The organism is Cupriavidus taiwanensis, from assembly GCF_900250075.1.
Taxonomy (GTDB): Bacteria; Pseudomonadota; Gammaproteobacteria; order Burkholderiales; family Burkholderiaceae; genus Cupriavidus; species Cupriavidus taiwanensis_C.
The window spans coordinates 214,637-241,475 of the sequence record NZ_LT977072.1 but is presented as its reverse complement, the minus strand read 5'-3'; the positions used below and the strand labels follow the sequence as shown (position 1 = coordinate 241,475).

The following is a 26,839-nucleotide window of genomic DNA, read 5'->3' as shown; positions in this document are numbered from 1 at the left end:
AGTGGCGTTACGAAAGCACAGAATGCGTTCGAGATTTCCATCAACTATCCGTCAATGGAGGAAGCATGGGAGCAGAGAAGTCGTTACGTTCAATGGTTGACAAATGGCTTGCACCGTCCGTAGGGGACCCGCCCCGCGTTATCGGTACGGGCCGCCTGCGAGACTGCCGCAGCCGTTTTGTTTGTGTGGAGTGCAACCGCGCTACTGGTACGCTGTCGATCATGTTCTTCCGGCACTGCGACGGTGCCTGGTATGTGTTTCCACCTGTGACAAGTAGAGCTGGATGGACTAGATAGGTTCGCACTCATATTGTTGACTTGCGGGCTCGTGACATATCAGAAAATCCTTAGGGGAAATTCGAGAAGATCTGATAATACTTTTTGTGGGCTGCGATTAGTATGTTCATCGGGGTTGCGCCTAGTTTGGTGCACCCGAGTCGGTTGTATGTATCCTCCGACAATGCGTCCCTTATAGCGCCCGACGTCTCGTCGGGCGCTTTTCTTTGGGTTCTTCGAAGAATTCCGGGGGGCTGAATTGCCACATGCCGTATCCTAATGGCCGTTAAGAGGGTACATGAGGGGCAGGATGCTGGTTCGGGTAAGTTTGGCCTGAAGGGGAAAGCCGTACGCTGGCGCTGTACCTGAAGCCGGTTAACGAGGTCATGTACTGCGAGGAATGCGGCTTGAAGTGCCGGCAGGTCCATGAGACCGCGGGGCGGCGCGTGCGCGATCTTCCGTTGTTCGAACCGAGTGGTGCTGAATGTGCCCCGGACGCCGCGCTGGCGGAAACTGCAGCGCTGCTGATGCTAAGAAAAGAAGCCGAGGCGATCTGGGGAAGGGACGAGGAGGACTGATCAACGTCTCGGATCGCGCGAAGCCATTGCGTTGATCGATGAAGCGGTAAAGAGCGGCGCGCGCCAGGCCCTCGCGTGGCCCCAACCAGGTGTGGTGCTGGGATATCACGTGGATGCCCACGACGGTGAAAGGTCGGTTCTTCTACTGGTACATGATCCAGGACATCTACAGCCGCAAGCTGGTAGTCAACGAGGTGCACGAGAGCGAATCGGCCAACCATGCCAGCGAACTGCTGTCGCTGGGCTGTTTGCGCGAGAGGACCGCCGGCCGGCCGCTGGTGCTGGTGCTGCATTCGGACAACGGCAGCGTCATGAAAGGAGGGACGATGCTGGCGATGATGGGTTACCTGGGCGTGCAGCCCTCATACAGTCGTCCACGTGTGAGCAATGACAACGCTTGCGCGGAAGCGCTGTTCCGCACAGCCGAATACTGCCCGCTGTGGCCGGATCGGCCGTTCGACACGCTGCAGCAGGCGCGCGATTGGGTGTGCCGGTTTGTGTGCTGGTACAACGAGGAGCATCGCCACAGTGGCCTGAAGTACGTCACGCACCAGCGGCACAGCGGCGAAGCGCCGCCCCTACTGGCGCGACGCACGATGCTATATCAGGCAGCTCGCGCCCGACATCCGCAGCGCTGGTCGCGAGGGATCCGCAATTGGAAGCTGGATCCAGTGGTCTTCTTGAACCCCGAACGAACTGAGCAGGAAGCTAGCGAGCACCGGAAAGCAGCATAACGGCGGACGCGACAACTATCTTGACACACACCGGGGCTAGCAAAAGAAATCCGGCATTCTTCGTGACCATTTGCACCAAAACGGTATATGCCTACCTAGCTAATCTCGTCATTGCGCGCAAAGCTAGAACCGAGGGTTACACAAGCCATCTAGGGGTTTACCTCAACCCAAAAGGTCTTCTTTCGTGTTCATCTGTCGACTATAGTAAACAGAATGGATGGGTAGCTTCCTTCGGACCCTCTCTCGACAACTAGGAGTAAAAATGAGTCGTGAAATCCGCCTGAACGCATTTGACATGAACTGCGTGGGTCATATCCAGCAGGGACTGTGGACCCATCCCCGCGATGAATCGAGCCGGTACAGCGAAGTGCAATACTGGGTGGACTACGCGAAAAAACTCGAGCGTGGGCTGTTCGATGGCATCTTCTTCGCCGATGTTGTTGGCGTCTATGACGTGTTTGGTGGTAACCCGGACGCGGCTGTTCGAAATGCCGTACAGGTGCCGGTGAACGACCCGATGTTGGTGATTCCGGCAATGGCCGCGGTCACCCGCAATCTCGGGTTCGGCGTAACGGCCAACCTCACGTACGAGCAGCCATTCCTGTTTGCTCGCCGCATGTCGACGCTTGACCATCTGACAGGTGGGCGCATCGGTTGGAACATCGTGACTGGTTATCTGGACAGCGCGGCGCGAGCCATAGGCCTCGACGGGCAGGTAGCACACGATGGCCGTTACGACCTGGCCGACGAGTACCTGGAGTTGGTGTACAAGCTCTGGGAAGGAAGCTGGGACGACGACGCGGTCATCAACGACAAGGCCAAAGACATCTATGCGGACCCGTCAAAGGTCCGCGTGATCCACCATCACGGTCGTCAATACAAGGTGAACGCAATGCACCTGTGCGCTCCGTCGCCGCAACGGACACCGGTGCTCTACCAGGCGGGCTCCTCGACGCGCGGCAGGCAGTTTGCAGCGACGCACGCCGAATGTGTCTTCGTGAATGGCCAGAAGAAGGAGGGCGTCAAATCTATCGTCGACGACATCCGCGCGAAGGCTGTGGCCTTTGGCCGCAGCGCGGACGATGTCAAGGCATTCCTGGGAGCGACGGTGATCATTGGTCGCACCGAAAAGGAAGCGCAGGAGAAGTACGAGGAATACAAGCGATATGCCAGTTCGGAAGGCGCACTCGCACACGCAGCCAGTTCGCTTGGCATCGATTTTTCGCGCCACGACCTCGACGAGCCCATCGATGTAACCAAGAGCCAGGCGATCGTTTCCAACGTGGAAGCCGTGACTCGTAGCGCAGGGGCGCAATGGACGTTGCGCAAGCTGCTCGAACAGATGCCGCTGGGCAGCCGCCAGGCACCGTGGGTCGGTTCTGCCGAACAGATCGCAGACCTGATGGTCGAGTGGGCCACCGAAACCGGTGTAGCAGGCTTCAACCTGTCGCGCACGGTGGCTCCGGAATGCCTCGACGACGTCATCGATCTGCTGGTACCGATCCTGCAGGGGCGCGGCGTATACAAGACCGCCTATCGCGAGGGTACGTATCGCGAAAAGCTGTTCGGTCATGCGCGCCTGCCGGCTACCCATGCCGCAGCCAAGGCACGCGCCGCTGTACGGTAATCCGCGCAGCACGTCCTTCACAAACTATGAGGCCCAAGCTAAGGGGAACATTATGGTAGACAAAACATCGTTCCGAGAAGCCATGGCCGGGCTGGGGGCTGCGGTCAACATCATCACGAGTAACGGCGAAGGCGGACTGGCCGGCTGCACAGTATCGGCAGTGTGCGGCGTCACGGACGAGCCCCCGACTCTGCTTGTCTGTATCAATCGTGGAAGCAAGAACAACGATGTAGTGCGTGAGAACGGCTGCCTTTGCGTCAATGTTCTCGCAGCGGATCAGCAAGACGCGGCCATCCGGTTCTCGAGCAAGAGCGTCTCAGTCGAGGAGCGTTTTGCCGATGTGGAATGGGATCTGCTGGTGACCGGTGCCCCCGTGATTGCCGGCACCGTCAGTGCTCTGGACTGCGAAGTCGCATCCATGATGGACGTTGGCACGCACACCATGTTTCTCTGCGAGATCAAAGCCGTGCGGACGCGCAATGACCGCGACGCCTTGATCTACTTTGGGCGCAACTTCCATAGTGTCGAAGCGCCGGCTGTGAAAGTCGCCGTAGCCGCCTAGGTCCAGCTCCAAAACCCCGAGACGTCAGGTCGCACATGGGCGCTACGCGCCTGTGTCGGACGCGCTCGTCCCTCGCGATGCGCCGTGTGCGCTCCAGGTTTCACGGGGGTACCCATCGCAGGCGACTGAATGACTTCGATCTTTCCCTTATCTCCAGCAGGCAATGCACATGACTTCCTATCCGGAAATTCGAATGCTGATCGGCGACAAGTGGCGCAGCGCACCTGGTCGGCCCGTTATCAACCCATCGCACGAAACCACCATCGGCACGGTGCCAAGCGCTACTACTGCAGACCTTGACGATGCCTTATCGGCCGCGGCTGATGGTCTGAAGATCTGGCTTCGCACGTCGCACGTCGCACGTCGCACGCACGGCGCGCCAAAAAGATTATGCTGAAGGCGATTGCCTTGATTCGCGAACAAGTCGAAGACCATTGCGACCGCGATTGCCCTGGAGCAAGGCAAGACCCTGGCGCAGGCGCGCGCCGAGGTGCTGCGTGGTTGTGACTTGATGACATGGGATGCGAACGAAGGCAAGCGGCTCTACGGACGTGTGATCCCCGCAGAGCCGCCCATGCGGCATACAGTGATCCGCGAACCCATCGGCGTGATTGCTGCATTCACGCCGTGGAATTTCCCAATGAGTTCTCCCTCACGCAAGGTGCGTGGTGCACTCGCTGCCGGATGTTCGATCATTCTCAAGGCCGCTGAGGAAACGCCTGCGGGAGCCGTGATGTTGGCCCAGGCCTACCACGATGCCAAACTTCCTGATGGTGTGCTGAACCTCGTATTTGGAGATCCGGGAATGATCTCGTCGTACCTGATCGCAAGCCAGGTCGTCCGTGCCGTTACGTTTACTGGCTCCACGCCTGTCGGCAAACACCTGGCCGGCCTGACAGCCCAACACATGAAGCCGGCGATTCTGGAGTTGGGCGGTCACGCGCCGGTCATCGTTTGCGATGATGTGGATCCCGACTCGGCAGCCCTCGCCTGCGTAAAGGGGAAATTGAACAACGCCGGCCAGATATGCGTTGCTCCTACGCGCATCTTCGTTCATCGCAAGGACTACGACAAGTTTGTCGAAGCATTCGCTCGGTACGGTGCCAATACGGGTGGGGCATGCGCTGGAGCCGAGCAGCGATATCGGACCTGTCGCAAATGAGCGGCGACTTGCCTGCCTTGACGAGATGGTGAAAGATGCGATCCATCAAGGAGCTCGCCAACTCCAAAAAGCACGACAACGTCCCGCTCAATCCGGTCCGTTCAAGTTGGTACCGTCGGTCACCAACTTGAGCGGGGTAGGAAGTTTATTGCCACCAAAGGAGATGGAGATGCGCCCCATCCATTTACTAGCCTTGCTACCCGCCGCAGGCGTGCTGACAGGCCCATTCTTTCTGAACCGCGTTACCCCCAGATTCTCGGTATGCCCTTTCTGCTGGGCTGGCTGTCCCTCAATCTCGTACTCACGTCAGTTGTGATGGCAATCATCTTTCACCGCGATAGTATGGCACACGACGATCGCGGGACCGCGGCTGAGGAGCATGTATGAATAGCGCCCTGATCTTCATTTTTGGGGCCATTGCCCTGGCACTCGCGCTCGGTCTGCTGGCCAGGCGAGGAAAAAACATGAGCCTGGAGGAATGGGCGGTGGGCGGCCGGGGTTTCGGCACGGCAATCGTGTTCCTGTTGATGGCCGGCGAAATCTACACGACGTTCGTCTTTCTTGGGGCGAGTGGATACGCGTATGGCCACGGTGGCCCGGCCTACTACATGCTGGGCTATGGAAGCCTTTGCTTTGTCCTGTCGTACTGGCTGTTACCGCCGATCTGGCGCTATGCCAAAGCGAAGAACCTGATCTCTCAATCCGACTTCTTCGCGTCGAAATATGACAGCCGGCCGCTGGGCATCCTGATCGCCGTTGTCGGCATTGTGGCACTGATGCCATACCTGGTGTTGCAGTTCAAGGGGCTTGGCATTATCGTGAGCGTTGCATCGTATGGCGCCATCGACTCCAGCCACGGCATGTGGATCGGTGCCTTTGTGGTGGCCTTGTACGTGGCAATCTCCGGCGTACACGGGTCCGCGTGGACGTCGGTGGTCAAGGACATGCTGGTCATGTTTGTCGCCGTGTTCCTCGGCCTCTATCTGCCGTTCCACTACCACGGCGGCGTGGGGCAGATGTTTGCGGACATCGAGGCAGCAAAGCCAGGTTTTCTTGCCCTGCGCGAGTCCGGTGAGAGCCCAGTGTGGCTGGTTTCGACCGTTCTGCTTTCGGCGCTGGGCTTCTACATGTGGCCACACATGTTCATGGCGACCTACACAGCAAATAGCGACGTCGTGTTACGCAAGAATGCCTACGTTCTGCCGATCTATCAGTTGATGCTCCTGTTATCTTCTTCGTCGGATTTACTGCAGTTCTGCAGATTCCCGGGCTCAAAGGAAGCGACATCGATCTCGCACTATTGAAGATTTCTCTGCAAACCTTCGACCCATGGTTTGTCGGTGTCATCGGGGCGGCAGGCGTTCTGACAGCGCTAGTGCCGGGGTCCATGATTCTGATGACGTCGTCAACCATGCTGGCCAATAACGTCTATCGTCCGTTGCGCCCGTCTGCCAGCAGCGCCGAGATCGTAAAGCTGAGTAAGTGCATGGCACCGTGCATCATGGCAGTCGGGCTCTTCTTCGCGCTCCAGGGCGGGAAGACAATCGTCGCACTCCTGCTGATGGCTTACGCGTTCGTCACCCAATTGTTCCCGGTCCTTGTGATGAGTTTGCAACGGAATAATCCGGTGACGCCGGTCGCGGCAATGACTAGCATTGCCGTGGGAGAGGCGACGGTTGCGTGGGTGTCTCTGACTAAGCAGTCGGTGGCTTCGCTCTTCCCATTTCTGCCGGATGCTCTGAAGGACGTGAATGTCGGGCGTTGTCGCACTGGTACTGAACATCGCGACATTGATCATCGTAACCTTGCTGACGCGGCGAAGCGAGCGCCCGGGTCTGACGGCTCCGCTTTCCCAATAACACCGGGGTGATATGGGCGGAGGCGATCCCTCCGCCAGGAGATTGTTATGAAGACAGACATTTTTTCCCCCACGACCCGTGTGGCGTTCATTCAGACGGAGTGGCACAAAACCCTGCTGGAGCATGCACGCGAGGGATTCCTGCGCCGCATGGTAGAACTCGGCGTGGACACCAATGCCGTAGACTTCTTCGAAGTACCCGGGCCATTCGAAATTCCGTTGTTCGCCAAACGGTTTGCGGCGCGGGGGGCTATGTGGCGGTTATCGGAAGTGCGCTCGTTGTTGACGGGGGTATCTATCGGCATGAGTTCGTGGCGCAAGCCGTCGTGGAGGCGCTGATGCGCGTGCAATTCGAAACAGACACGCCGGTGTTTTCAATGGTGTTGACGCCGCACAATTTTCGCGCCGAAGAGCCCTTACACAGGCTCTTCGCTAAACACTTGATAGAGAAGGGCGAAGAGGTGGCAGACGCGTGTGTTCGGGCAGTCGGCTGCCTAGAGCGCGTGGGTGGATGCATGTCTGTAGAGCAGCACGGCATCTGGCTGCTGGAAGAGCAGGCGAGCGCCTGACTTCGGCCACCGCATAGGGATCCAATGCCGCCGCCAATCAGGCAGCGTGGAGAGTTTTGACCATATTGAAGAGGGACATGATGATCGAAGTAACGATTCGAGATGCCACGTCGGAAGACATGGAAGCGGTATGTGCAATCTACAACGATGCTGTGGAGAACACGACGGCAATCTGGAATGAAGTCCTTGTCGATGTGGCCAATCGCTTGGACTGGCTGTCCGCACGGCGCCAGGTCGGCTTCCCGGTTCTGGTGGCGCTGGACACAACTAGCGTTGTGGTCGGCTATGCGTCATTTGGGGATTGGCGGGCATTTGATGGCTACCGCCATACCGTGGAGCACTCGGTGTACGTGCGAAACGACCAGCGTGGCAAGGGTATTGCCGGCTCGCTGATGAAAGCTCTTATCGAGCGTGCGGGCGAACTCGGCAAACACATCATGGTTGGCGCGATCGAAGCAGGTAACGCGAGCTCGATCCGTCTGCATGAGAAACTGGGCTTCGAGCAGGTCGGCTTGATGAAGGAGGTTGGCACGAAGTTCGGCAAGTGGCTGGATCTGGTCTTCATGCAGCTCAACATCGACCATCGTGCTGACCCGGATGGTGCATGGAAACAGTAGCGCATACGCGATGCTCCGTCGTTTCCGCTCGCCGATCAAAGGTGCTGCGCTGGCTGATTCCGCGAATGAAGTCCGCTGCCAGCAGCAGAATGCATTCCCAGAATATGGCTCAATCTTCAAATGTTGCTTTGAAGTCGGGATGGCTTCGTCTCGACCCTGTATTGACAATAGCCACCGCGCAATTGTTTGGAACCTCGCTTTGGTTCAGCGCCAACAGCGCGGCCGACGTTCTTGCCAGAACGTGGGGTCTGACGGCTGCAAACATTGGCATGCTCACGGCGGCAGTTCAGAGCGGCTTCATACTGGGCACCCTGGTATTCGCCGTATTCGGACTCGCGGACCGGTTCTCCGCGAGCAGAATTTTTTGCCTTTCGGCACTGCTTGGTGCTGCTTTCAACGCGTGGTTCTCGTGTTTGTCAGGGGATTTCTCCGCGGCAATCGCACTTAGGTTTGCTGTGGGCGTATGTCTCGCTGGCGTCTATCCGATTGGGATGAAGCTGATTATTAGCTGGGCCCCCGATAGAGCAGGGGCAGCGCTTGCATTGCTGGTGGGCATGCTGACCTTAGGGGCCGCGCTGCCGCATGGCTTGCGCATTGTGGCGGCACAATGGCCGTGGCAGTACGTCATGGTTGGCTCTTCGGTGTTGGCAGGCATTGCGGCAGTCATGGTTATCTACTTGGGCAACGGACCGCACTTGCCTATGCGCCGCCCGGGCGGACCGAATCCGGGCAATCCATTGCACGCGTTTCGCGATCCCCAGTTCCGAGCGATTTCGTTAGGCTATTTCGGGCACATGTGGGAGCTTTATGCGTTCTGGACAATACTACCCATGCTCGTTGCACGCTCGTCCCTGCCGTCGCTTTTCGAAACACAGGGAATCTCAGCGCTGGCCTTCGCCATCATTGGGGTTGGCGCCATTGGATGCGTGTTCGGCGGCGTGCTGACCCGTTGGGTAGATAGTGCCCGCGTCGCGCTCAGCGCTCTCGCGATTTCAGGAGTGTGCTGCTTCCTCTTGCCGTTCGCGGCAGACGCGCTGTCACGGGGTTGGCTGTTGGTCTTTTTCTTGATCTGGGGAGCGGCAGTCGTCGCGGATTCCCCGCAGTTTTCAGCGCTAGCTGCCAGGACATGCCCTCTGCCCTTGGTCGGCGGTGCACTCGCCATTCAGAACTCGATTGGATTTACGCTGACGGTGGCTTCCATTACCCTCGTATCCACGTTACAAGGGGACCTGGGCATGAAAACGTCCTGGATGCTTTTGCCAGGGCCATTTTTGGGAATCATAGGCTTCCTGTCGTTGGGCCGCAGTTCCCGCTGACAGGGGCTGCGGCAGCAGCCCCGTGGGAAACCCTTCGAACGCGCGGCTCGGATATGTGTAAACCTTTGTGAATCGCTCCTTAACGCCCGATCAATATAGTTACCGCGTGGTCAGCGATCTGAAGTTCGAGATGCTGGAAGGAATTTCAGCGACCTCGATATCCCTTGATGGGCTCAGAGGGCCGTGCCACTTGAGCGGCCGGTACCCATGGGGCATTTCACGGGGGTTCTGGGCGCATTGACCCGAAGCCTCGGAAGTCTTCTTTACGCCCGTTGGCTTGCGACGCCATTTGACACTTCCGCTCATTGCCAACAAGCGCCAGCATTGGGATCTCATATTGGAACGGCTGTCTTGTTGTCGAGCGTAAACATTGGAGATCGCAGGCGTGCACACACGGCGCTATGCCCGAGCTGCGATGAGCGCTGCAGTGGAAGCATGCGTCCTTTCAACCGGCTACCCTAGCGCTTGACCAACGCAACGAGATAGATGCAGGGGTCGTTGCTAGGATTGATGAAGGTGCATGGTGCGGGAGGGCCGAGTTGCAGACAGTCGCCGACTTCTAGCTCATGTACCAGTTCACCTTCCTGAAACACTAGGGTCCCTCGCTGTACCCAGATCTGTTGGTGCTGGAAGATGAAGGCCGATGACGGGTAAGAAATCCGAACATTGGCTGGGAGCATGATTTCCACGAGTTCCAGCATGCCACCATTGCGCGGCGACACCGCGCGTCGGGTATAGCCAGTCTCGGGATCGGTCCAGACTGGCTGATCGGCGGCACGGCAAAGGCGATCGCCAGACTGTTCGGCCAGTGCCAGCAACATCGAGAGCTGCAGGCCAAAGGCTCCGGAAAGCCGACCTAGGACTGTTGCGGTCGGACTCGCTTCACCACGCTCGATCTTGCTGATCATGGCCTTTGACACGCCGGCGCGCTCAGCGAGCTCGCCCATTGACCAGCCTCGCGATTCGCGCTCGATGCGCACGCGCGCTGAAATCGCGCCTGTAGGGTCCACAGGCGACCGGGTGGAAGAGGAGGAGGTATCAATCATGGCCGTCATTATACGGACCTAGGGATCGCGTCCTTCTGCCCTACGTTGCAAATCGGTCTCGCCAAGTTTGGCGGTCCAACACTGGGGCTATTTGGTCTTCTATCGTCCTCTATAGTAAACCTATTCGGCTTTCCCTGCACAAGCTGGCTCGGCTTCTGTCAAGCGAGGGTTCCTCCCCAGATTCGGTCATCGGTTCTGCAACAAATCCTTGAACATTGCACAAATACCAACGCGCCGCCGAATGTCGGAAGACTTTGGTTTCACGTATGTCCTGCGCCGCCCGACAAAGTAACTATTGTGGATTTCAGCACCCATCGTATGACTTTTACCGCCATGTCATTTCGGGGGCCTCCGGTACTGAGTTGCGCTTACAGCTCGATACGTCGCTATGCGTCTCCGTTGCACGGACGGCGCCGCAGTCGTAAGAGATCGACGCTCTTCGGGGCGTCCCTATGGCTGAGTGGCGAAATCTAAGCAGCTCGCGAATCCCGATCTTCAGTAAAGCCACTGCGCTTGGGCTGACGAAGTGACCCGTAGCATACGGCGGCATTCCATCGATGCCGCATGCCCCTGCATGAGAGCTTCCTCCGTGTCGGGGCCGTCTTCAGCGGCTTGAATGATTGCCTTCTCAAATACTGCAGTCTCCGTGGCGCCCGAAAGGTATGACTTCCCATTGAAGACGAGATGCGTTACGCGATTGGCAATACCGGTTGCCAAGATCCCTTCACGTTAGATCTATTGTTGGAAAGTTGTACGCCGATACATCTATCGAATCCGAGTCGATGACTTGCCTTCATTATCGCTGACGTGGCCAATTTTATTTTCACGCTTCTCGCTCAGCGCGCTTTCCAAATCCCTGGGCGAAATGTCCAGAGCGAGGCGTTGAGCATTGGTCGTCAAGGCAACGTCAATCGTGCCCGAGGGCAGTTGCTCAGATCGCCCCGCAAGAACGGAATGCTTGAAACATACATAGCGCGAGCAACACGCCGAAGAACCGACCGGGTATGCGGCGTCGAGCGGGGGCGGCTCCGCCACGCGATTGCAAAGGCCATGACAATACCCGTGACCGAGTTCTGAACTCCGGGGAGATATCGGTTCCGTAGCTTTCGTCCAGGAACGCCTGGATCTCGCGCGTGCTTCCGCACGAATGACAGTACAATGATCCTACAGTTCCATGGGTGATGGTCACGTTCAGTATTGGGGCCGAAGCGTCTGATCGGCTACACCCAGAGGTTACGGGTTGCTTCGCATGCCCGTGCATTTGCTCAAAAAATGTGAGGCCTCAGCGCCATCATTCGTTAAATCCGGTGACGCCCAATCTCGATGAGATTCTCATTGCCGCATCGCGTACAGGTTTCGCAAAGATTTCCGAATAGCGAGATGTGGGCATTGTAAGTGTGACGGCGCCAGCGAGTTCCTTTTCAGCATTGAAAACAGGAGCTGATATGCCGCTGAGCTCCGGTACGCGATCTCCGACTAGCATAGCAATGCCATCTTTACGAATCTGATCGTAGATTTCCCCTTGCTCACCGGAATAGGCCAGCAGTATGCGGCCGCCAGCTCCGCGATCAATAGGGAGGATCTCACCCGCCCGTATGTGATCTCGAACCAGCTGTGGGGAGTCAACGCGATAGAGGCAGAGACGGAACTCCTTTTGTCGTACATAAAATGCAGCGCTCTCCTTGGTTTGTTCTGTGAGTTCACGCAACGCCGGCATAACGATTTCTTCGAGCGAAAATGACGCCGCGTAAATTGCATAATTACGCGCGATCTGTGGGCCGAGGCAGTAGCTGCCATCTGTTTTACGTTGAACATAGCCCTTGTGTTGCAAGGATGCTAGCAACCTCAGTACAGTGCTTTTATAAAGCCTTGTCTGTTTCGCTATCTCAGTCAGTGAAAGCGAAGCAGATTCTGGTGTGAACACGTCAAGCAAGGACAAAGCACGGTCCACACTTGAGGCACCTCCGGGCGCCGAATTTTCGTCAGAAATTGATGTGGTTTGTGGCTTGCGTGGCATCGTTGGCTAAAGAGAGATGCAGCTGTTGACCTCGTAAAGGCGGTACCCTAAACTGAATAAAATTGTCGCCATTACATGCGGAAAGAGCTTGCCGTGTCAACAAAATGACGCTTTTTTTTAGGTAGGAAGATGGTGGCGCGATGGCTGGAGGCTATCTATCGCAAATTTCGTGCTCACCTTCATGAGCGAAGAAACTAAGCTATGGAGCGAGGTAGCAAAGCAACCTACGTAAAAATTGGAGCAACCATCTTGCAAGGGAATCGCTGATCAATGAGGTTTGCGGTTGATGTTGTACAAGCCGTGGCTTTTCTTGCTCAAGACGGATTGCTGCCCTCTGAGGCCACTAACAGTTTCCTGGCGTACACCAGATTCGCCAGACCAAACAGGCTGAACAACTGCGTCGTGTTCTTGACCAGACCCATGTAGCGAACCTTGCGATGTCCAAACAAGTTCTAACGACATGGAACGGATGCTCGACCCGCGCTCGAATCTGGGTCTTGGCTCGCTCGACCGCGATCAGCGGGTCCTTGAACTGGAGCGACCACGACAAATGTCACATTTTTTCCGACAGCGGTGGCGGAGGCGCCGTCAATCTTTTGTGACTGAGTCGGGAACTGGAACGATCCTTCGGATCACACGGTGATTTCACGTAGCTACCTCAAAGGGTTAAGATTGCCCCATGCTTTGCCAAGCCGTTCGGCGTTGGAGGTGTTGATTCCTAAAGCCTTTGCAGACAGGAGGGGGCATTGTTTAACACGTTCCTGCCGGGACCGACCAGAACACCATTAAGGATGGAAGCGAGGTTATAAGCGACAATCGATGCCGATCCTCCGCGTCGGGGTGATGTGCTTGACGCATGTAAGCGAGCAAGTGCAAGGATTGAGTCGACGCACTTGCGGTGCTGGGGACCATAGCAAGGCGCTGGCAAATGAATGAAATGCAATACCGAATCAATGCTCATTAGATAAGGGGAATTCAGATTCAAATGAAACGCTATAAGTTGTTCATTGACGGCCGTTATGTCGATCCAGTAAGACTGGAGTGGTTCGATACGGTCAACCCGTACACCGGCGAGGCTTGGGCACGCATCCCTAGAGGTACAAAGGAAGATGTTGATATCGCGGTGGCGGCAGCTTCGCGTGCCCTGAAGGCGGGACCTTGGGCGATGATGACAGCCACGGCGCGCGGCAAACTAATGCGACGTCTGGGTGATCTGGTCCTTGATAAAGCCCAGCGCCTGGCAGAAACTGAGGTACGGGACAATGGCAAGGTGATGACTGAGGTGCTCAACCAGCTTCGCTCGCAGTCGGAGTGGTGGTGGTACTTCAGCGGCCTAGCTGACAAGATAGAAGGCACTGTCGTTCCTTTGGACAGGTCCGATGCCTTTGCTTTTACCACCCACGAGCCAGTTGGCGTAGTCGCTGCCTTGACGGCCTGGAACTCACCTTTGCTTTTCGTAGCGATGAAATGCGCGCCCGCCTTGGCAGCAGGCTGCACCGTGGTCCTGAAGCCATCAGAGTTCGCTTCGGCGAGCACACTGGAGTTCATGGAGTTGACCCAGCACGCCGGCTTCCCGAGTGGAGTATTTAACGTTGTCACTGGCTTTGGTCCGGAGACTGGGGCTGCGTTGGTGGAACACCCTGACGTCGCTAAGGTGAGTTTTACTGGATCGGATGCCACCGGGGCAAAGGTCTACGCGGCTGCTGCAAAATCTATGAAACGGGTTTCAATGGAATTAGGTGGTAAGTCGCCCAATATTGTGTTCGAGGACTGCGACTTCGCACAGGCAGTAAGTGGAGCTGTGTCGGGGATCTTTGCAGCGACCGGTCAAGCGTGTGTGGCAGGGTCCCGCTTGCTGGTGCAGAATAGCATCAAGGACCTTTTCGTCGATCAACTTGTCAGAATGGTTGCATTGGCGCGAGTCGGTGATCCAAACGCACCGGAGAATAGCATCGGTCCTCTCGCAACACCGGAGCAGTATAAAAAGGTTTTGCGGTACATCGACATCGCCAAGTCAGAAGGCGCTCGCTGTGTAATAGGGGGCGAGGCCATAGGGGATCTCTCTGGTGGGCAGTTTGTGCAGCCCACGGTTTTTGTCGACGTAAAGAGCGACATGCGCATCGCGCAAGAAGAGGTGTTCGGCCCCGTGCTGTCGGTCATGGGCTTCGATGACGAAGCTGACGCAGTGAGGATAGCCAATGATGTCATTTACGGGCTCGCAGCAGGAGTATGGACAGCTGATATCTCCAAGGCGCTTCGTGTATCAAAGGCGCTCAGGGTCGGCACAGTGTGGATTAACACCTATCGCGCGATGAGCTTCAACCTCCCTTTCGGTGGCATGAAGCAATCCGGAATCGGCCGTGAGAACGGTATCGAAGCTGTGCGCGAGTTCCTCGAGACCAAAAGTGTCTGGGTTTCGACTAAGGCAGGGACGCCGGCTAAGACAGTCAGCGCAAACGCGCAGTAGCAAATTGGCCTATACATAGGGAATGAGGATGAGATAAACGAAAAAAATTATCGAATTTTTTGGTTGATCGCTGAGGTATCACGGTCTTTTTCCACTTTTAGGCTGATGGTAGATTCTGACAGGGCCATTACGAAGCTCAATCATGACCACAAATGCTTTTACTCGCCAGCAATTAGACAGCTATTTTGCGTCTTTTGTTGGCATGGAAGGAGGAAACCCGTCCGCTGCAGTTTGGTTTTGCAATTATTCGCCGATCAGGAATTGCATATCGCTAGTCTCGCCTCTGATGCCGAAGCTTGAATGTCCAGCTTGGGACTCCGCATTTCGAGCTCGGCATGCAACGGAGATAGTCCGGTGGCAGACACATCAGCGCATCGCTCGTATTATGTCAGCCGCTCGTCAAATGGTGCTGTTTGGCCACGAAGATGGTGGTGACTGCAAGAAATATCTTTCAGATCTTCTGTACCGACCGCAGGGCTGGGAATTCATGCTTAGCCTATTCCCTCTTCCAATTCGTACAGACGATGGCCAGAGCTGGAGGCGACGCTTTGGCATGCAACCTGAACTCATTTCGAAAGTCGCTTATATGTCTCTTTGCCGTGATGGAGGACGCTTTCGCTTCATCGAGGCGTTACGTCGGCGCGAGCAGCCGAAGGTCGTGGTGTGTCTAGGCGATCCTCATGAAGGTGATTATGTGCATGCCTTCGGTATGCGCGGCCTTTCATATAAAGAGCACACTCTGAAGCCGGCGGACCAGGCCCGAATACTTCATATCTACGACGACACAGGCACGCAGCTCGTGCTTTGCCCTGCATTAGCCGGTTCCGCTGGCATGTGCTCTGATACCCTTCTGAAGGCACTGGGAGGATACATCAGTCAATGGCTGGGGAAGGGGGATTTTGAGATGTGGCGTACAGATGTATAAGGAAATCAGTGGTGACACGACTAGCTTCACGACGGGCCCAAGCCCAATGCGCGGTAGGCATAGACCTATTCAAAACGAGCCAGATATTCCGGCTAAGCATTCGTGCTACATTAGCTGTAAGCCTGTTCCATTCTCCGGGTCCAAAGCAGTCATTAGACCAATCGCGACAAGCCGATAGGAATTTTTCATTATCATGACAAACATTAGCCGTTGCGGCTAGCTAGTCTTGTCTTCGAGCTATTCATTTTCCCGGTGAGGAAAAAAAGGATATCGAGGCGACGGATGCTTCGATAGTGCGCAGCAGGGTTCTTCAAAATCGGGTCGGATGAGGGGGAGTTGGAATGAGCACCGCCCATCTACCGCCAAGCCACAGCCTAGAAGGCAAAAGGGGCTCTCGCTTGACCGGCGGCATCGCTGTGCCAGAGTGAAAACTCGATCCAGCACTTGAGGTCGAGGAGAGTACGCGTACCCGGCAGGGCAACCAAATGCCGGGGCTGCTGGGTGAATATGGCCTGCACTTCCGCGCGGGGCGGCTGGCCTTCCGGGCCGAGATTTTTGCGAGCGCTGGGCCCTAGTTCGCTCGCGTCGTACCGCCCTTGCTGACGCGGCGCTGGAGCAGCAACTCCGTGCGCTGCGCGAATTCGACGGACAGAAGATCCAACTGGTTGCGCGTGACCTACAGGAGTGGCTAAGGTCTGATCCGGCCGCGCAGATTGTGGACCAGATTCCCGGCGTGGAGCCTATTACCGCTACTGCCTTGGGCTCTGCCCAGCCTCCCGCACAGGCAGGGCCTTCGCTGCAAGCCTGGGGCTGGTTCCGGCACAGACCGGCACGGGCGGTCATGTACGGCTTGGGCACATCGGCAAGCGTGCGGCAACGCTTACCTGCGACGACCGGTGGTCAACGCAGGACGAACGATGCTCACGCGCACCAAATATCCGCCGGCATGGGCACTGCCCATGCTGCAGCGGCGCTGGTGGCACTGGCCAACAAGATTGCCGAACAGCTTGGGCATTACTGGCCCATGGGCGCCAATACGATCCCGGGCATGTGAGTTGCTCCCGGCCTGAGCTGGGGGCATCGCCCCCTTTCACCAGCTCATAATCCACCCTTCAAGGCTGCACAGCGAAGAAACAGAAATGGCGAATCAGGTAAGAGCGTGGGAGCCTACGCCTGCCGCAACCAAGCGGCTTGCAAGCCCGTGGCGAGAGATTGAGGACGGTTGGTTCTAAGCAGCGTTCATTGAGGCTCGCAAGGCAACAGTGGCGCTCCAGGCCGGATATAAGGCACCAGCTCCACTCGAATGGGTGCGGTAACGTCAAGCCGACATCGGGCGACTGGACCCTGTGACGGGTACGCGATTCCGCTCTACAACAACGTCGCCCTGTCCAGGAGCACTGGAATGTCTATCTCGGTAGCAATGGCAAGAGCGCTGTCTATGAATTCTCCGCCGAAACTGCTCAGCACTGATCGCGCGCGAGACGCGTAAGCTGGACTGGGAGCTTCCTTCCTACGCTGTTCTTTCGCCAAGGCCCCAGTTCCTGCGGCAAGTTTTCCCATGCAATCCCCTTTTGCAATACATAGGATGCCGTCCAGTGCTGCTCGGTCATCCACTCTCGGGCGACCACCTTGCGGCGAGCGTTCCACCGTCGGAAGCAGCAGTTACACCGCCTTTCACAATTCGTTGTTGACCTTCTTCCGTGCCATGACGCAAAGCAACGCTCAACTGTCATGTGATGATGGGCGCGGTTTCGTTAACCGTTCAAAAGCCCGTCATTTAAATTTAATTTCGCAACAGATTTTAAGAGCGTCAAGTAGTGTTGCTGCAGGCATGAGTGCAGCCCATGTCGATAAGCTTCTGCCTAAAGGCCGGGTCTCTCGTGCTTATCCAAAGCATCATTGTCCTGGCTCACAAAGATCAGCACGGACAGGATCGTGATAAAAAATCGGAACGCATCTGGCATCCCATTCCACTGTTTAGACATCCACATGCCAAACCATTCCCCTCCGATCGACATGAACGCAACCTGCCATGTCAAAAAACCCAGCGTCAGCCCGGCGATGGTAAAACCTTTCGCGCGCTGAAAGGCCATGTGGGAGTCATGTCGGGCAGACCACAAGCGATTGCCACCCATCCAGCACAGAACCGCGGTTACAGTCTCTAGTGTGATAATGCACACATAGGCAACATGATGCAAAATTGGCGAACTGATAGCTCGATACATGTTTCTGCTGCTTGGAAAGATCGTGTCCATTAAAAGGACATGACGAATAAAGGCCAAATTCGTAAAGTAGTCGGTTATGTTGTTAAACGCGACCAAAGAGGTAAAGAGGGCGATGGCAACGACCATCAGTGTCTTGGAGATTCGTAGGGTCATAGATATAGCGCTTTGAGTTAGTGCCATCAGAAAGAACCTCTACGCCGACCCCATTGTGCAGAAGTCTGTCCTTCAGACCCCTGCTTTTGGACTCAGGTTGGCAACGGGTGACAACGCAGCGGCGCACGCGAGATTAGGCTTACAAATGATGTGATGCAGCAAGGAGTGTGCCAGGCTTTCCCAGCGAGCTTTTAGTGCGGGGCAGTTTGATGTACCGCACATTGTCGCAAATAGAGCTTTTTAGGTATTTTTTCCGAAAGGGCAGGTGCAATCGGTACAGGGATCCTCAATCCGACGGCTGTGCAATATGTATCATAGATGCCGAGTAGGCTTCTGTTCCTTGCTGATCAACTCAAAGGGCGTTGAATTCGACCCATCTTTTCCGGTAACGTCCAAAGATTTACCTTCGTCTGCGAAGATGCACTTTGGGGCGACTTCAGAAGTGAAAGCATCTACGGAGGACTTGGCGGGCCTCGTGCCGTTTGGCCTTGCTACTTTACCTTACACGACGCAACGCCGCACAAGTAATCTGCTACGGGGAAAGCAAAAGACATCTGATATTTGGATAAATGGCATCGAAACAATGAATTGTACAAGTTGTCCGCGTTCCAGCAAAATTAAGAAAGCCGCGCTGTGGCTCAATGCGACGGAGCAAGAGGGGAACGTAGATCGATCAACCGTGGTTCAAGAATTCATTGAAGTGCTTGAAATTCATTGCCGCATTCGTTGACGCTGCCATCAATCATGAGCAAGTGGAACATGAAACAAAGAGAGCGGGCTATCGTCATGATTCAAGGCCTTCCGGGATCTGGCAAGACTACACTTGCTCGAATGCTTTTGGATCTAATGCCGACAGCCAGTTGGGTTAATGCGGATTTTGTTCGGGAAAATATAAATCGCGACTTGACGTTTAGTTTGGTGCACCGAATCGAGCACGCGCGCCGTATGGCCGAAATCGCCAATCTGACGCTAAACTACGGTGCGAACGACCATTGCATTGTGGATTTTGTTTGTCCCACAACGGAAACGCGGAGAGCTTTTCTGGGAGCGGCCAAGTACCCAGTCTACACCGTGTTCATGAACACGATAACTGCTGACGAGTCTAGATTCGCAGATACGCGCAAAATGTATGAGTCTCCCACAGATTACGCATTTCGGGTGAGCGGATATAAGACGATGGAGGAATTGAAGGAGGTTGCAAGTACAATTCACTTGGTACTCCTAAGTAGACCACCAAGTTTGTCGTTGACTAAACTTAGGCGGAGTCTTTGAATATAAGGGCACTGGGTCTTGCGCCGAATGATATTAGTTTTGGTGCGCCTGCTCGGACCGAACAGGACACCAAATCGGCCTCTAATTTAGCCTTTCAAGTGATGTCGGTGATAGCCGCAGCTAGGCCGCTACGGCCATTTGTGAAAGTAATAGGACGTCCCTGCAACTCTCGCGATGCAAGTTATTCGGCGATTGTGCGCTTGGCGGCGAGTTCGAGCGGCAATCCATGACCGTGTGTATCTCGGTACCAGCCTTTCATTATTGCGCCCAATAAGTCTTGTTGGAGAGACAAGTGTTCGCTGTCGCGCGAAACGCCCGCCAACAGTATTCGATCATGGATCTGTCCGTTACCTGCGCGGTCATATCTTCGTCTTTGCGGTAGTCCGCGAGCGCACCCTTCAGCGCCTCTTGTAAAGCGCTGAAGAATGTGTTGCCCATGGAAACATTGCTCATGTAAGTTGCCGGATAGCCTGTGTATATACCGTATTGAAGGCACCGTCGGACAAATGCCCTTCCATGTCTTTGCGATGGCATGACAATATCGAACATGGCGTCGCTTCCTAAGACACGCGCGGGTATTCCGAAGCTAGCGAATGACTCGTGGAACAATCTCTTGAGCACTGCGCCGCTATCCGCCAAGCGAGCTACAATATTATCTTCTTCGAAAATTTTCTGCGTTAGATTAGCGGCTACGAAGGCTCGATTTTCACGTAAGTAGGTGTTGCCAAGATAAACACCATCCGCCCCGGACATGGCATCGGCCGTACCAATAACCGCAGAAAGGCCAATTCCCTGTGCGAGTCCTTTGGACAAGGTGATCAGGTCGGCCGGGACTTGGTGTGCTTGGCAGTAACCACCGTCGGCGTAACGAAGTCCGCAAAGCACCTCGTCAACGATCAAAAGCGCTCCATGAAGTATAGCCATCCTAGCGATTTGGTGGAGTAACTCCGGAGGAAAGACTGACGGCTCTGGTGTGACCACAATTCCGGCGACTTTGCCTATGTTCTGACTCAACTTCTTCTGCAAGATATCTAAGTCATACTGAAAGTCCTGGATGTAATGGTCTTTGGCTGGAGAATCGTCCGACCACGGGTACTGTTGGAAGATGTCATGCCAACCGTGAAAACCGGCTGTTAGGATAATTGGTTGACCGGTTCGACGTCGTGCGATGCGGACAGCTGCCTCCGTTGCACAAGATCCGGTCCTCAAGAAGAAGACCCTAGGTGTAGTTGCGAATCTCTTTGAGATTCTTGCAGCTAGCATCTGGCGCTGCGCGCTTACTGGGGATGGAAGAACGTCGGTATCGCTCTCCATAGCTTGAGAGAGTCTCGCCTTAAATTCAGGGTTATTACTACCCAAGGGTGAGGCGCCGCTGCAGGATGACATGTCAAGATAGATCTTGCCGTCGATATCCTGCGCCATCGGGCCCCAGGCGGATTTAAATATGATGGAAGAGCGGGTTTCACGCTCCCATTCAGCCAAATGACCAGTTGATCCAGAACATGACATTTAGTTTTCCTTTTCGGCGAGTGACAAAGCCATTCGCTTTGCGTTGGCCATGATAGTATGCGTGGGATTGCTGTTTCCGGCGAAATTCATAACGGAGCCATCCATAACATAGATGTTTGTTAGTCCGTGAATCTTGCCGTAGTGATCCACGACTGATGTCTTTGGAAAAGAACCCGCACGCATTGTGCCGTGTAGATGTGAACTGCCTTTGCCTCGCGAGAAAGGCATTCGTTCGATACAGGATGCGCCTAAGCGGCGGAGTGTGTCTTCAGCCCGGTTGGCGAGAAAGCTGATTCGTGCCCTATCATTTTCCGAGTTTTTATACGCTATACGGATGTAAGGAACGCCGTGTGGGTCGATGGCCCCGTCAAGCATTACACGGTTGTGTGACCATGGTTCTTCCCCAGCGATGTAGTGTAGACGCACGAGACCGATGTTGTCCCCTGGCGAATCCAAATTTGCCTCGTAGATTAAACCCCCAAATCTGCATGGCACGCCAGGGTGCTCGTAGAAGTCGTCCGTATACACGGTTGCATGCGGGCCCCAATGGGCAGGAAGCGCGGCTGAATTCTTCACGTAGCCAACGGAGTACCCGCTTATCTTGAATGAGAGACCGCGCCCTACGAGGTCAGAATCATTTCCGATGCCTGTCGGTGCATGGCGGCTCTTTGAGCGAAGCATTAGAGCCGCCGACTGAATTGCGTTTGCACACACAATGACAGTTTTAACGGGGATACGAATCCGCTGCGAGGAGAGCGGCACATAGCACTCAAGGGCTTCTGCGTGGCAGTCGCTTCGGAGCTCAATCGAATTGACAAAGCATCCGTACAGCACCGAAATCGATCCTGGGAGAGCGGAATCGTCCAAAACATTCCTAGCTAGGATGTTGGCCTTTGCATCCGTAGGGCAGACTACGTGATTGCAAGAGGAGCATTCAATACATCCATTGGTGGTTTTGGGTGGCCGGATCGCTAGGGGAACACGCTTTGGTGTGATGCCAAGTTCTTGCATCGCATTGGATATCAGTAGACCTCGTTGGCTTGCTGGATAGGGCTGAAATCCATACGTACCGCTAATCTCTAAGAGACTTTCGATTTCGGAATAAAAAGGTTCGAGATCCCGAAGTGAAATGGGCCAATCTATCTCCATGTCAGTCCTCAGGTATTGAGATGCCGAGAGATCTGCTTGACGGTATCTGAACATGATCGCGTTGTAAAACTGCATTCCCCCACCCACGGCACATGCTGTCCATGGATTTCCATCGGCGCGACCGTGTGGAGATGTTCGTGCCTTACTATAGGTTGCTTGGTTGGGGGCGTATAGCGCGCCTGGGGATACCAAGGCACCATATTCGAGTAGGGCAACGTGGAAACCTTTTTCGGCGAGTGTTCGCGCAGCAATTGAGCCTGAAGCGCCTGAGCCTACGATAACAACATCGAAGCTTGTGTGATCACGAGATGCAGTCGCCGCAATGTGTTTGATGTCCGTCATGTGCAATTCTGTCGTTTTTGAGAAGGGATGTTAGCGCGGGCCAGTCGCCGTTGCTCGCGACAGACCTAAGTATTGCTTTTGTGCGTTCCACGTAGTGTGGGACGGCAATGCCTGCCAATTCGGTGGCGGGGTGTCGATAACTGACGTGGAAGCCATCATGAGTACGTATGAACCAAAAGAACACCTCATCAGGATCAGTGCAGCGGCTACGGAATACGGTAGTTCCCCAGGTGTTCCAATTGCTTGCACCAGGCGTATGGCGAAGGTCCATGTACGACACCATGAAAGGGTCGCGCAGGGGCTGGCCGAGGAGTTCGGCCACACGGGGCAGCGGAATTCGCGCGAGATCCCTCAAGCCGTCTAGGCCTGCAACGGCCGAACGCACCACCTCAGCGAAAGAGTCCGTTCGCTTGATGGGGAAGGCTACGGGCCCCATACCAACATACCATCCTATGGAAAATTGGAATCGCTCAGTCTGTGTATTGACGGGTACCATGGTACGGAATACGTTCGAACTGCAGAATTCTTGGCCCACTTTGGCAAGGCAGGCGAGCAACCCAGCAAACGAGTTGCCCTCAACTGTGCGGCAGACTCGACCGAAGGAGAGTGCGTCAGATGCGTTGAAAAGTTCTGTGTATCCGCTTGGCTGAGCGGCGGGGCTTCCGGTCGCCTCGCTTACCGATACAGGGAACTGAGGCATCTGGCCGCCGCTCTCGCTGATAAAGGACCGCCAGCGCGCTATAGATTCGTGTTCAGCGTTCAACGCACCGGAGGCGGTCCGCTCGGCCTCTGCGAAATCCAGGTAGCTTGGCGGCTGTTCGGGAAGAATGGACGCAGCCGTGCTCCGTGTGGAAGCGTGTGCTGACGCATACAGTTGTTGAATCTCATAGGTAGTATGGAAAATGGAGTAGCAGTCCATTAGGGTGTGATCTGCGGCGACATATACGGTGGTTGCTTGCGGGCGGCTCACTGTGGCCAAAAGATAGCCAGGCCAGCCGATAGCGAGAACCTCTCTGTCGAACAGGTTCTCCAGATATCGTGCCAATTTGCGGCCATCTGTGAAGTCCGCAGCCGCACTGCGGCGGATTCTCACGGCATCGGCTGGTAGTGTCGTGCGAAGAAATCGTTCGCCAGGCGGAGCGGAAGGGGCCACGATGAACTGGCTACGGAGGGCTTCGTGGCGGGTTACCCAGCCGCGCAACGCTTCGGTGAAAGCAACTGCATTGAATTCACCCGGAAGATCGAATCTGCAGGCGAGCCAAGACGGCTGCATGGGACCGTTGCCAGCTGTCTCAAGTGCATACGTGATGTGGGCTTCCTGAACGTAGGAAGGCCGCCGAGCGTCGGCTGTCCAATGGGGATCGGACACATGCGGTGCGCTGGCCCGCCAAACGGTGAGGTGGCCCGGAGATAGGATGACCGATAGCATGTCGGTGAGCTTCATGATGGGGCCTGTGTTGTCCGCGAGAAGATAATGGAGGTAGCCATTCTTAAGTGTCTGCCTCCACGAACTGCGGTGTACGCATGGATCGCAGAGGGGATGCCCAGATCCACCCAGCGGCTCCGGCAATGAGGGCTCCGCTAAGCAGTAGCGTCGCGCGGGCGCCGAGCCATGCTCCACAGGCGCCGCCTAACACGGCTCCGACCGGAGCAAGGCCCCACACTATGGTCCGGATGCTTGCGTTTACACGTCCGTGCAGTTGCGGTGGAGCCAAGGCGTAGCGGATTGGTACCTGATGGACGCTGTAGACCTGTTTGCCGATCCACAATACAAATTGCGACAGTCCCAATGAAAGCCATCCTGGCACTTCGAGCAGCGGGGTTAGCGTTGCGCCAACGGCACTGGTGAGGAGCGCTGCTATTAACACGCGACCCAAGCCCAACGTTCGAGCAAAAGGACGTGCAAGCAAAGTACCAATAACACCACCGATTGCAGCGATGCCTGAGACGGTCCCGATCGTTGTGGCGTTCAGCCCTAAGCCCTCGGTTAGATACAGCAGAAAGACGGCGGAGTAGGCGCTGTACCAAAATATGAGAGTACCGGTAGCAAAGGTGACTGCGCGGAGTTTGGGGGTACGTAACACGAATAGCGCGCCCTCTGCCGCTTCCGAGAGAACGCGTTCAAGGATGCTGCTAGCGTCGTCAGGATTGTAGTCACTTGCCATCGACGCGCTTGATGTCGGCGCTATTATCACGTATGGGAGCAGCGCCGTCACCAGAAGGAACGACGCCGCATCTGCCAGTATCGCGATAGGGGCCGAAAACGAGTAGATCAGCCAGCCTGCGAGCGGCGGACCAAGTACCAATGCCGCCGATTGTCCTAGTTCTAGCCAGCTCTGAGCCTGTACAAGTTGTTGGGGCGGCACGACAGTTGGCACACATGCCAAGAAGGCCACGTCGGCAATCACCGTAAGCCCGCCCATCAGTGTAGCAACTGTGTAGAGATGGGGCATGCCGATGTATCCGATTAGCAAAGCAGATACCGGTACTGTGGCCAACGTTAGCGCCATTATCCAATTTGCCGTAATCAGAAGGATTCGATGTGAAAACCGATCGGCGATGACGCCGGCAAGAGGGCCTAGCAGAAGGTACGGGGCACGTCCACATGCAAGCAAGAAGCCTGTCTCGAGGGATCCTGCTCGGTGTAGTTGGATCGCGGTCAGAGGTAGGGCGATGAGCGTCACTTGGGCGCCGACGCGGGAAACCATCTGACCTAAAAGTAGGAGATAGAAGCTGCGGGGCAAGCGTTGTCGTTGCGTTTGCGTTGCCACTGGAATCATTCCCTGCTCGAAAGAGTCGGCACGGACAGCGTGTAGCCGAATTTTTCCAGTTCCTTTCCCGCTAAGCGTTCGAATTGCTCAACCTCCTGCGGCGTCAGGTCTTGCACGTACCGCCCAATACATCTTGTGTATAGGGGTTGAGCAGCTGCGTCAGCTGAGGGATGGCCCCACGGTTTGTCGAACAGTGCGTGCTTGTGCTCTGCGTGATGCAGAACCCTCTCACTCCATCCCAAGCCCAGATACTCCAGCATCCGTGTCGCTGTCTCACGCGGGGCGGTGACCAGATCCTCATATCGCACTTCGAGATAGCGACCACTGGGCGCCCCCAAGTGTGCCTTGGTGACGACATCTAGCCAGCCTTGCGCCGCCTCGGCGATAGTCCGATGGTCCCACCCGGGAACCTTATCATGGGATGCTGCCACGTCGCGGCCATCGCGAATGATGTGGACAAAATGTGCTTGCGGCCAAATGGTCGCATATTTGCAGATGTTCTGGATCCGTCGCTGAAGCTTTAGACCCCATCGCTTCGCCCCGGTCTGTTGTCGCCGGAACTCGCCGATAGAGTCGATAAGCAAGCAGCGATCCTCTAGTGTAGCCAGGTTGGTTCCACGCTCCGCAATCACACGGGTCACCAAGGTCTTTACGTCGTCTCGGTCCAGGCCCGAACGTTCACACTGCCAGACGAAGTGCACGCCGTCGAACCATTCAGGGTCGATGGCTTCCTTCGTCGTACCGATGACCCGTGGATCCCGACACGCCATCAAGGCGCATACTTCAAGGATATGTGAGCCAAGGTTGATTGGCTCCGTGAAATCGATCTCCGGACCTACGACCAAATCCGGATGCGAGTCGAGCAAAATGCTAAGCAAGGTTGTACCGGAGCGGTCTTCGCCGCCCAACAGGACAGGGTCAGAACGAAGAGGGACTAAAGTGTGGTCTGGTGAGGAGTTGAACATGGGCCTGGAGGGCAAGAAAGAATGTGGCGGCCCAACAGTTAACGTTGGCGCTCATTTGTCAAAACACTGAGCACTGGGACCTATTGCATTCCCTGAGGGGCCGAGTCAACAGTATTAGTGCAAGGGCTGTGCCCGGGAGCGGTTTAGGGCAAAACTAGGGCTTCACGCTGGTATGTACGCCCTTGCTGTCGTTCTGGGCGGTGCAACGTGCTGTTGAAATTGCTGCAATTTGTCACCTACTGAACATTGTCCACCTCGCAGGGCGGACTAATGTTCCGCATCTAAAAATAGACAATTCTATTGTTTGCCTATAGCCCGAGAGTCAGCAGTACACGGGAATTTTTATCGGAAGCTGAAGTCTCCTGCTGCTAAACCGGTCCTGTGAGGACGCTGCAGGAATGTAAATGGAGCGAGGTCACCAACGTCTTGCGCTATTCAGTGCGATCGGCCTGTGGCTGGTGCCATGTTGTCCGAGGATGGGCGTAGCGGACTGTGTACAGGTGGCCTCCCCCCACTGTGTTTTGATGTCTATCAATAAGCTTCTTTTAAACGACTCTTGGGGGCGTGGCATGTACTTTGCATACTCCGATCAAAAAATTTCGATGCTCGAGATGTTTGTGAAAAAATTGAATGCGTTAGTCAGAATGGTCATCGATGGCGACATCATGGAGCACGTATTGGTCGGGGTGGTAGTGATTGT

At 55.7% G+C, this 26,839-nt stretch carries 17 protein-coding genes and 7 pseudogenes; 13 read left to right on the top strand and 11 right to left on the bottom strand.

The window, feature by feature from the left end:
• Positions 1-604: 604 nt before the first annotated feature.
• The 9 genes and pseudogenes from CBM2588_RS29865 to CBM2588_RS29820 form a co-directional block, all read left to right on the top strand.
• Positions 605-782: pseudogene (locus tag CBM2588_RS29865) on the top strand (transposase family protein); the annotation flags it as partial.
• Positions 783-942: 160 nt separating this feature from the next.
• Positions 943-1,587, top strand: a complete 645-nt coding sequence (locus CBM2588_RS29860) for an integrase core domain-containing protein (protein WP_116335516.1) — start codon at positions 943-945, stop codon at positions 1,585-1,587.
• A gap of 262 nt (positions 1,588-1,849) precedes the next feature.
• Positions 1,850-3,214: an LLM class flavin-dependent oxidoreductase gene (locus CBM2588_RS29855; protein WP_115683919.1), complete on the top strand. Its 1,365-nt coding sequence runs from the start codon at positions 1,850-1,852 to the stop codon at positions 3,212-3,214.
• A gap of 52 nt (positions 3,215-3,266) precedes the next feature.
• Positions 3,267-3,776 carry a flavin reductase gene (locus CBM2588_RS29850; RefSeq protein ID WP_115683918.1) on the top strand — a complete coding sequence of 170 codons (510 nt, stop codon included), beginning with the start codon at positions 3,267-3,269 and terminating at the stop codon, positions 3,774-3,776.
• A gap of 163 nt (positions 3,777-3,939) precedes the next feature.
• A pseudogene (locus CBM2588_RS29845) lies at positions 3,940-4,938 on the top strand (aldehyde dehydrogenase family protein).
• Between the two features lie 383 nt (positions 4,939-5,321).
• Positions 5,322-6,797, top strand: a pseudogene (locus CBM2588_RS29835) (sodium:solute symporter family protein).
• Positions 6,798-6,844: 47 nt separating this feature from the next.
• Positions 6,845-7,382, top strand: a pseudogene (locus CBM2588_RS29830) (6,7-dimethyl-8-ribityllumazine synthase).
• Between the two features lie 60 nt (positions 7,383-7,442).
• On the top strand, positions 7,443-7,982 hold the full coding sequence (locus CBM2588_RS29825; RefSeq protein ID WP_269462462.1) for a GNAT family N-acetyltransferase: 540 nt from the start codon (positions 7,443-7,445) through the stop codon (positions 7,980-7,982).
• Positions 7,983-8,086: 104 nt separating this feature from the next.
• Entirely contained in the window at positions 8,087-9,298 is a 1,212-nt protein-coding gene (locus tag CBM2588_RS29820; protein ID WP_231942371.1) for an MFS transporter, read from the top strand.
• Positions 9,299-9,756: 458 nt separating this feature from the next.
• Here CBM2588_RS29820 and CBM2588_RS29815 read toward each other — a convergent pair whose 3' ends face one another.
• From CBM2588_RS29815 to CBM2588_RS29805, 4 genes and pseudogenes are all read right to left on the bottom strand, one after another.
• On the bottom strand, positions 9,757-10,344 hold the full coding sequence (locus CBM2588_RS29815; RefSeq protein WP_115684035.1) for a helix-turn-helix domain-containing protein: 588 nt from the start codon (positions 10,342-10,344) through the stop codon (positions 9,757-9,759).
• 1,010 nt (positions 10,345-11,354) lie between these two features.
• Positions 11,355-11,482, bottom strand: a pseudogene (locus CBM2588_RS31755) (IS256 family transposase); the annotation flags it as partial.
• A gap of 153 nt (positions 11,483-11,635) precedes the next feature.
• Positions 11,636-12,361, bottom strand: coding sequence for an IclR family transcriptional regulator (locus CBM2588_RS29810; RefSeq protein WP_115683917.1), 726 nt, complete (start codon positions 12,359-12,361; stop codon positions 11,636-11,638).
• Between the two features lie 314 nt (positions 12,362-12,675).
• Positions 12,676-12,890, bottom strand: a pseudogene (locus CBM2588_RS29805) (transposase); the annotation flags it as partial.
• Between the two features lie 456 nt (positions 12,891-13,346).
• Between CBM2588_RS29805 and CBM2588_RS29800 the strand changes: the two are divergent.
• Together CBM2588_RS29800 and CBM2588_RS29795 are read left to right on the top strand one after the other, a co-directional pair.
• Entirely contained in the window at positions 13,347-14,828 is a 1,482-nt protein-coding gene (locus CBM2588_RS29800) for an aldehyde dehydrogenase (RefSeq protein ID WP_115683916.1), read from the top strand.
• A 142-nt stretch (positions 14,829-14,970) separates the two neighbouring features.
• Complete coding sequence (locus CBM2588_RS29795; RefSeq protein WP_115683915.1) at positions 14,971-15,753, top strand: transcriptional regulator; 783 nt, start codon at positions 14,971-14,973, stop codon at positions 15,751-15,753.
• A gap of 1,532 nt (positions 15,754-17,285) precedes the next feature.
• Here the strand turns inward: CBM2588_RS29795 and CBM2588_RS29790 are convergent.
• Together CBM2588_RS29790 and CBM2588_RS29785 are read right to left on the bottom strand one after the other, a co-directional pair.
• Positions 17,286-17,421 (bottom strand): annotated as a pseudogene (locus CBM2588_RS29790) (transposase); the annotation flags it as partial.
• A 194-nt stretch (positions 17,422-17,615) separates the two neighbouring features.
• A complete protein-coding gene (locus tag CBM2588_RS29785; RefSeq protein ID WP_115683914.1) occupies positions 17,616-18,131 on the bottom strand; it encodes a DUF2165 family protein in 516 nt (171 codons plus the stop codon).
• Between the two features lie 340 nt (positions 18,132-18,471).
• Here CBM2588_RS29785 and CBM2588_RS29780 point away from each other — a divergent pair, with 340 nt between their 5' ends.
• Both CBM2588_RS29780 and CBM2588_RS29775 read left to right on the top strand, forming a co-directional pair.
• On the top strand, positions 18,472-18,861 hold the full coding sequence (locus CBM2588_RS29780; RefSeq protein WP_147298469.1) for a hypothetical protein: 390 nt from the start codon (positions 18,472-18,474) through the stop codon (positions 18,859-18,861).
• 14 nt (positions 18,862-18,875) lie between these two features.
• Entirely contained in the window at positions 18,876-19,403 is a 528-nt protein-coding gene (locus tag CBM2588_RS29775; RefSeq protein ID WP_306437266.1) for an adenylyl-sulfate kinase, read from the top strand.
• A 258-nt stretch (positions 19,404-19,661) separates the two neighbouring features.
• On the opposite strand, the gene CBM2588_RS29770 is transcribed toward CBM2588_RS29775, so the two are convergent.
• The 5 genes from CBM2588_RS29770 to CBM2588_RS29750 form a co-directional block, all read right to left on the bottom strand.
• Complete coding sequence (locus CBM2588_RS29770) at positions 19,662-20,912, bottom strand: aminotransferase class III-fold pyridoxal phosphate-dependent enzyme (RefSeq protein WP_115683913.1); 1,251 nt, start codon at positions 20,910-20,912, stop codon at positions 19,662-19,664.
• Positions 20,913-22,403: a GMC oxidoreductase gene (locus CBM2588_RS29765; protein WP_115683912.1), complete on the bottom strand. Its 1,491-nt coding sequence runs from the start codon at positions 22,401-22,403 to the stop codon at positions 20,913-20,915. It lies immediately after the preceding gene.
• Positions 22,363-23,847 (bottom strand): condensation domain-containing protein, encoded by a 1,485-nt coding sequence (locus CBM2588_RS29760; RefSeq protein ID WP_115683911.1) that lies wholly within the window; start codon positions 23,845-23,847, stop codon positions 22,363-22,365. Before CBM2588_RS29760 ends, CBM2588_RS29765 begins: the two co-directional genes overlap by 41 nt.
• A 46-nt stretch (positions 23,848-23,893) precedes the next feature.
• Positions 23,894-25,111 carry an MFS transporter gene (locus tag CBM2588_RS29755; protein ID WP_231942369.1) on the bottom strand — a complete coding sequence of 406 codons (1,218 nt, stop codon included), beginning with the start codon at positions 25,109-25,111 and terminating at the stop codon, positions 23,894-23,896.
• A 68-nt stretch (positions 25,112-25,179) separates the two neighbouring features.
• Entirely contained in the window at positions 25,180-26,139 is a 960-nt protein-coding gene (locus CBM2588_RS29750; RefSeq protein ID WP_115683909.1) for a sulfotransferase family protein, read from the bottom strand.
• Positions 26,140-26,839 lie beyond the last annotated feature (700 nt).

Bases quoted from the DNA above. Each gene is read 5' to 3' on its own strand.
- CBM2588_RS29760 (WP_115683911.1), bottom strand. From the start codon at position 23,847: ATGAAGCTCACCGACATGCTATCGGTCATCCTATCTCCGGGCCACCTC.
- CBM2588_RS29820 (WP_231942371.1), top strand. From the start codon at position 8,087: ATGGCTCAATCTTCAAATGTTGCTTTGAAGTCGGGATGGCTTCGTCTC.
- CBM2588_RS29750 (WP_115683909.1), bottom strand. From the start codon at position 26,139: ATGTTCAACTCCTCACCAGACCACACTTTAGTCCCTCTTCGTTCTGAC.
- CBM2588_RS29850 (WP_115683918.1), top strand. From the start codon at position 3,267: ATGGTAGACAAAACATCGTTCCGAGAAGCCATGGCCGGGCTGGGGGCT.
- CBM2588_RS29800 (WP_115683916.1), top strand. From the start codon at position 13,347: ATGAAACGCTATAAGTTGTTCATTGACGGCCGTTATGTCGATCCAGTA.
- CBM2588_RS29825 (WP_269462462.1), top strand. From the start codon at position 7,443: ATGATGATCGAAGTAACGATTCGAGATGCCACGTCGGAAGACATGGAA.
- CBM2588_RS29815 (WP_115684035.1), bottom strand. From the start codon at position 10,344: ATGATTGATACCTCCTCCTCTTCCACCCGGTCGCCTGTGGACCCTACA.
- CBM2588_RS29785 (WP_115683914.1), bottom strand. From the start codon at position 18,131: ATGACCCTACGAATCTCCAAGACACTGATGGTCGTTGCCATCGCCCTC.
- CBM2588_RS29775 (WP_306437266.1), top strand. From the start codon at position 18,876: ATGAGCAAGTGGAACATGAAACAAAGAGAGCGGGCTATCGTCATGATT.
- CBM2588_RS29810 (WP_115683917.1), bottom strand. From the start codon at position 12,361: ATGCCACGCAAGCCACAAACCACATCAATTTCTGACGAAAATTCGGCG.
- CBM2588_RS29855 (WP_115683919.1), top strand. From the start codon at position 1,850: ATGAGTCGTGAAATCCGCCTGAACGCATTTGACATGAACTGCGTGGGT.
- CBM2588_RS29770 (WP_115683913.1), bottom strand. From the start codon at position 20,912: ATGTCATGTTCTGGATCAACTGGTCATTTGGCTGAATGGGAGCGTGAA.
- CBM2588_RS29755 (WP_231942369.1), bottom strand. From the start codon at position 25,111: ATGGTTTCCCGCGTCGGCGCCCAAGTGACGCTCATCGCCCTACCTCTG.
- CBM2588_RS29765 (WP_115683912.1), bottom strand. From the start codon at position 22,403: ATGACGGACATCAAACACATTGCGGCGACTGCATCTCGTGATCACACA.
- CBM2588_RS29795 (WP_115683915.1), top strand. From the start codon at position 14,971: ATGACCACAAATGCTTTTACTCGCCAGCAATTAGACAGCTATTTTGCG.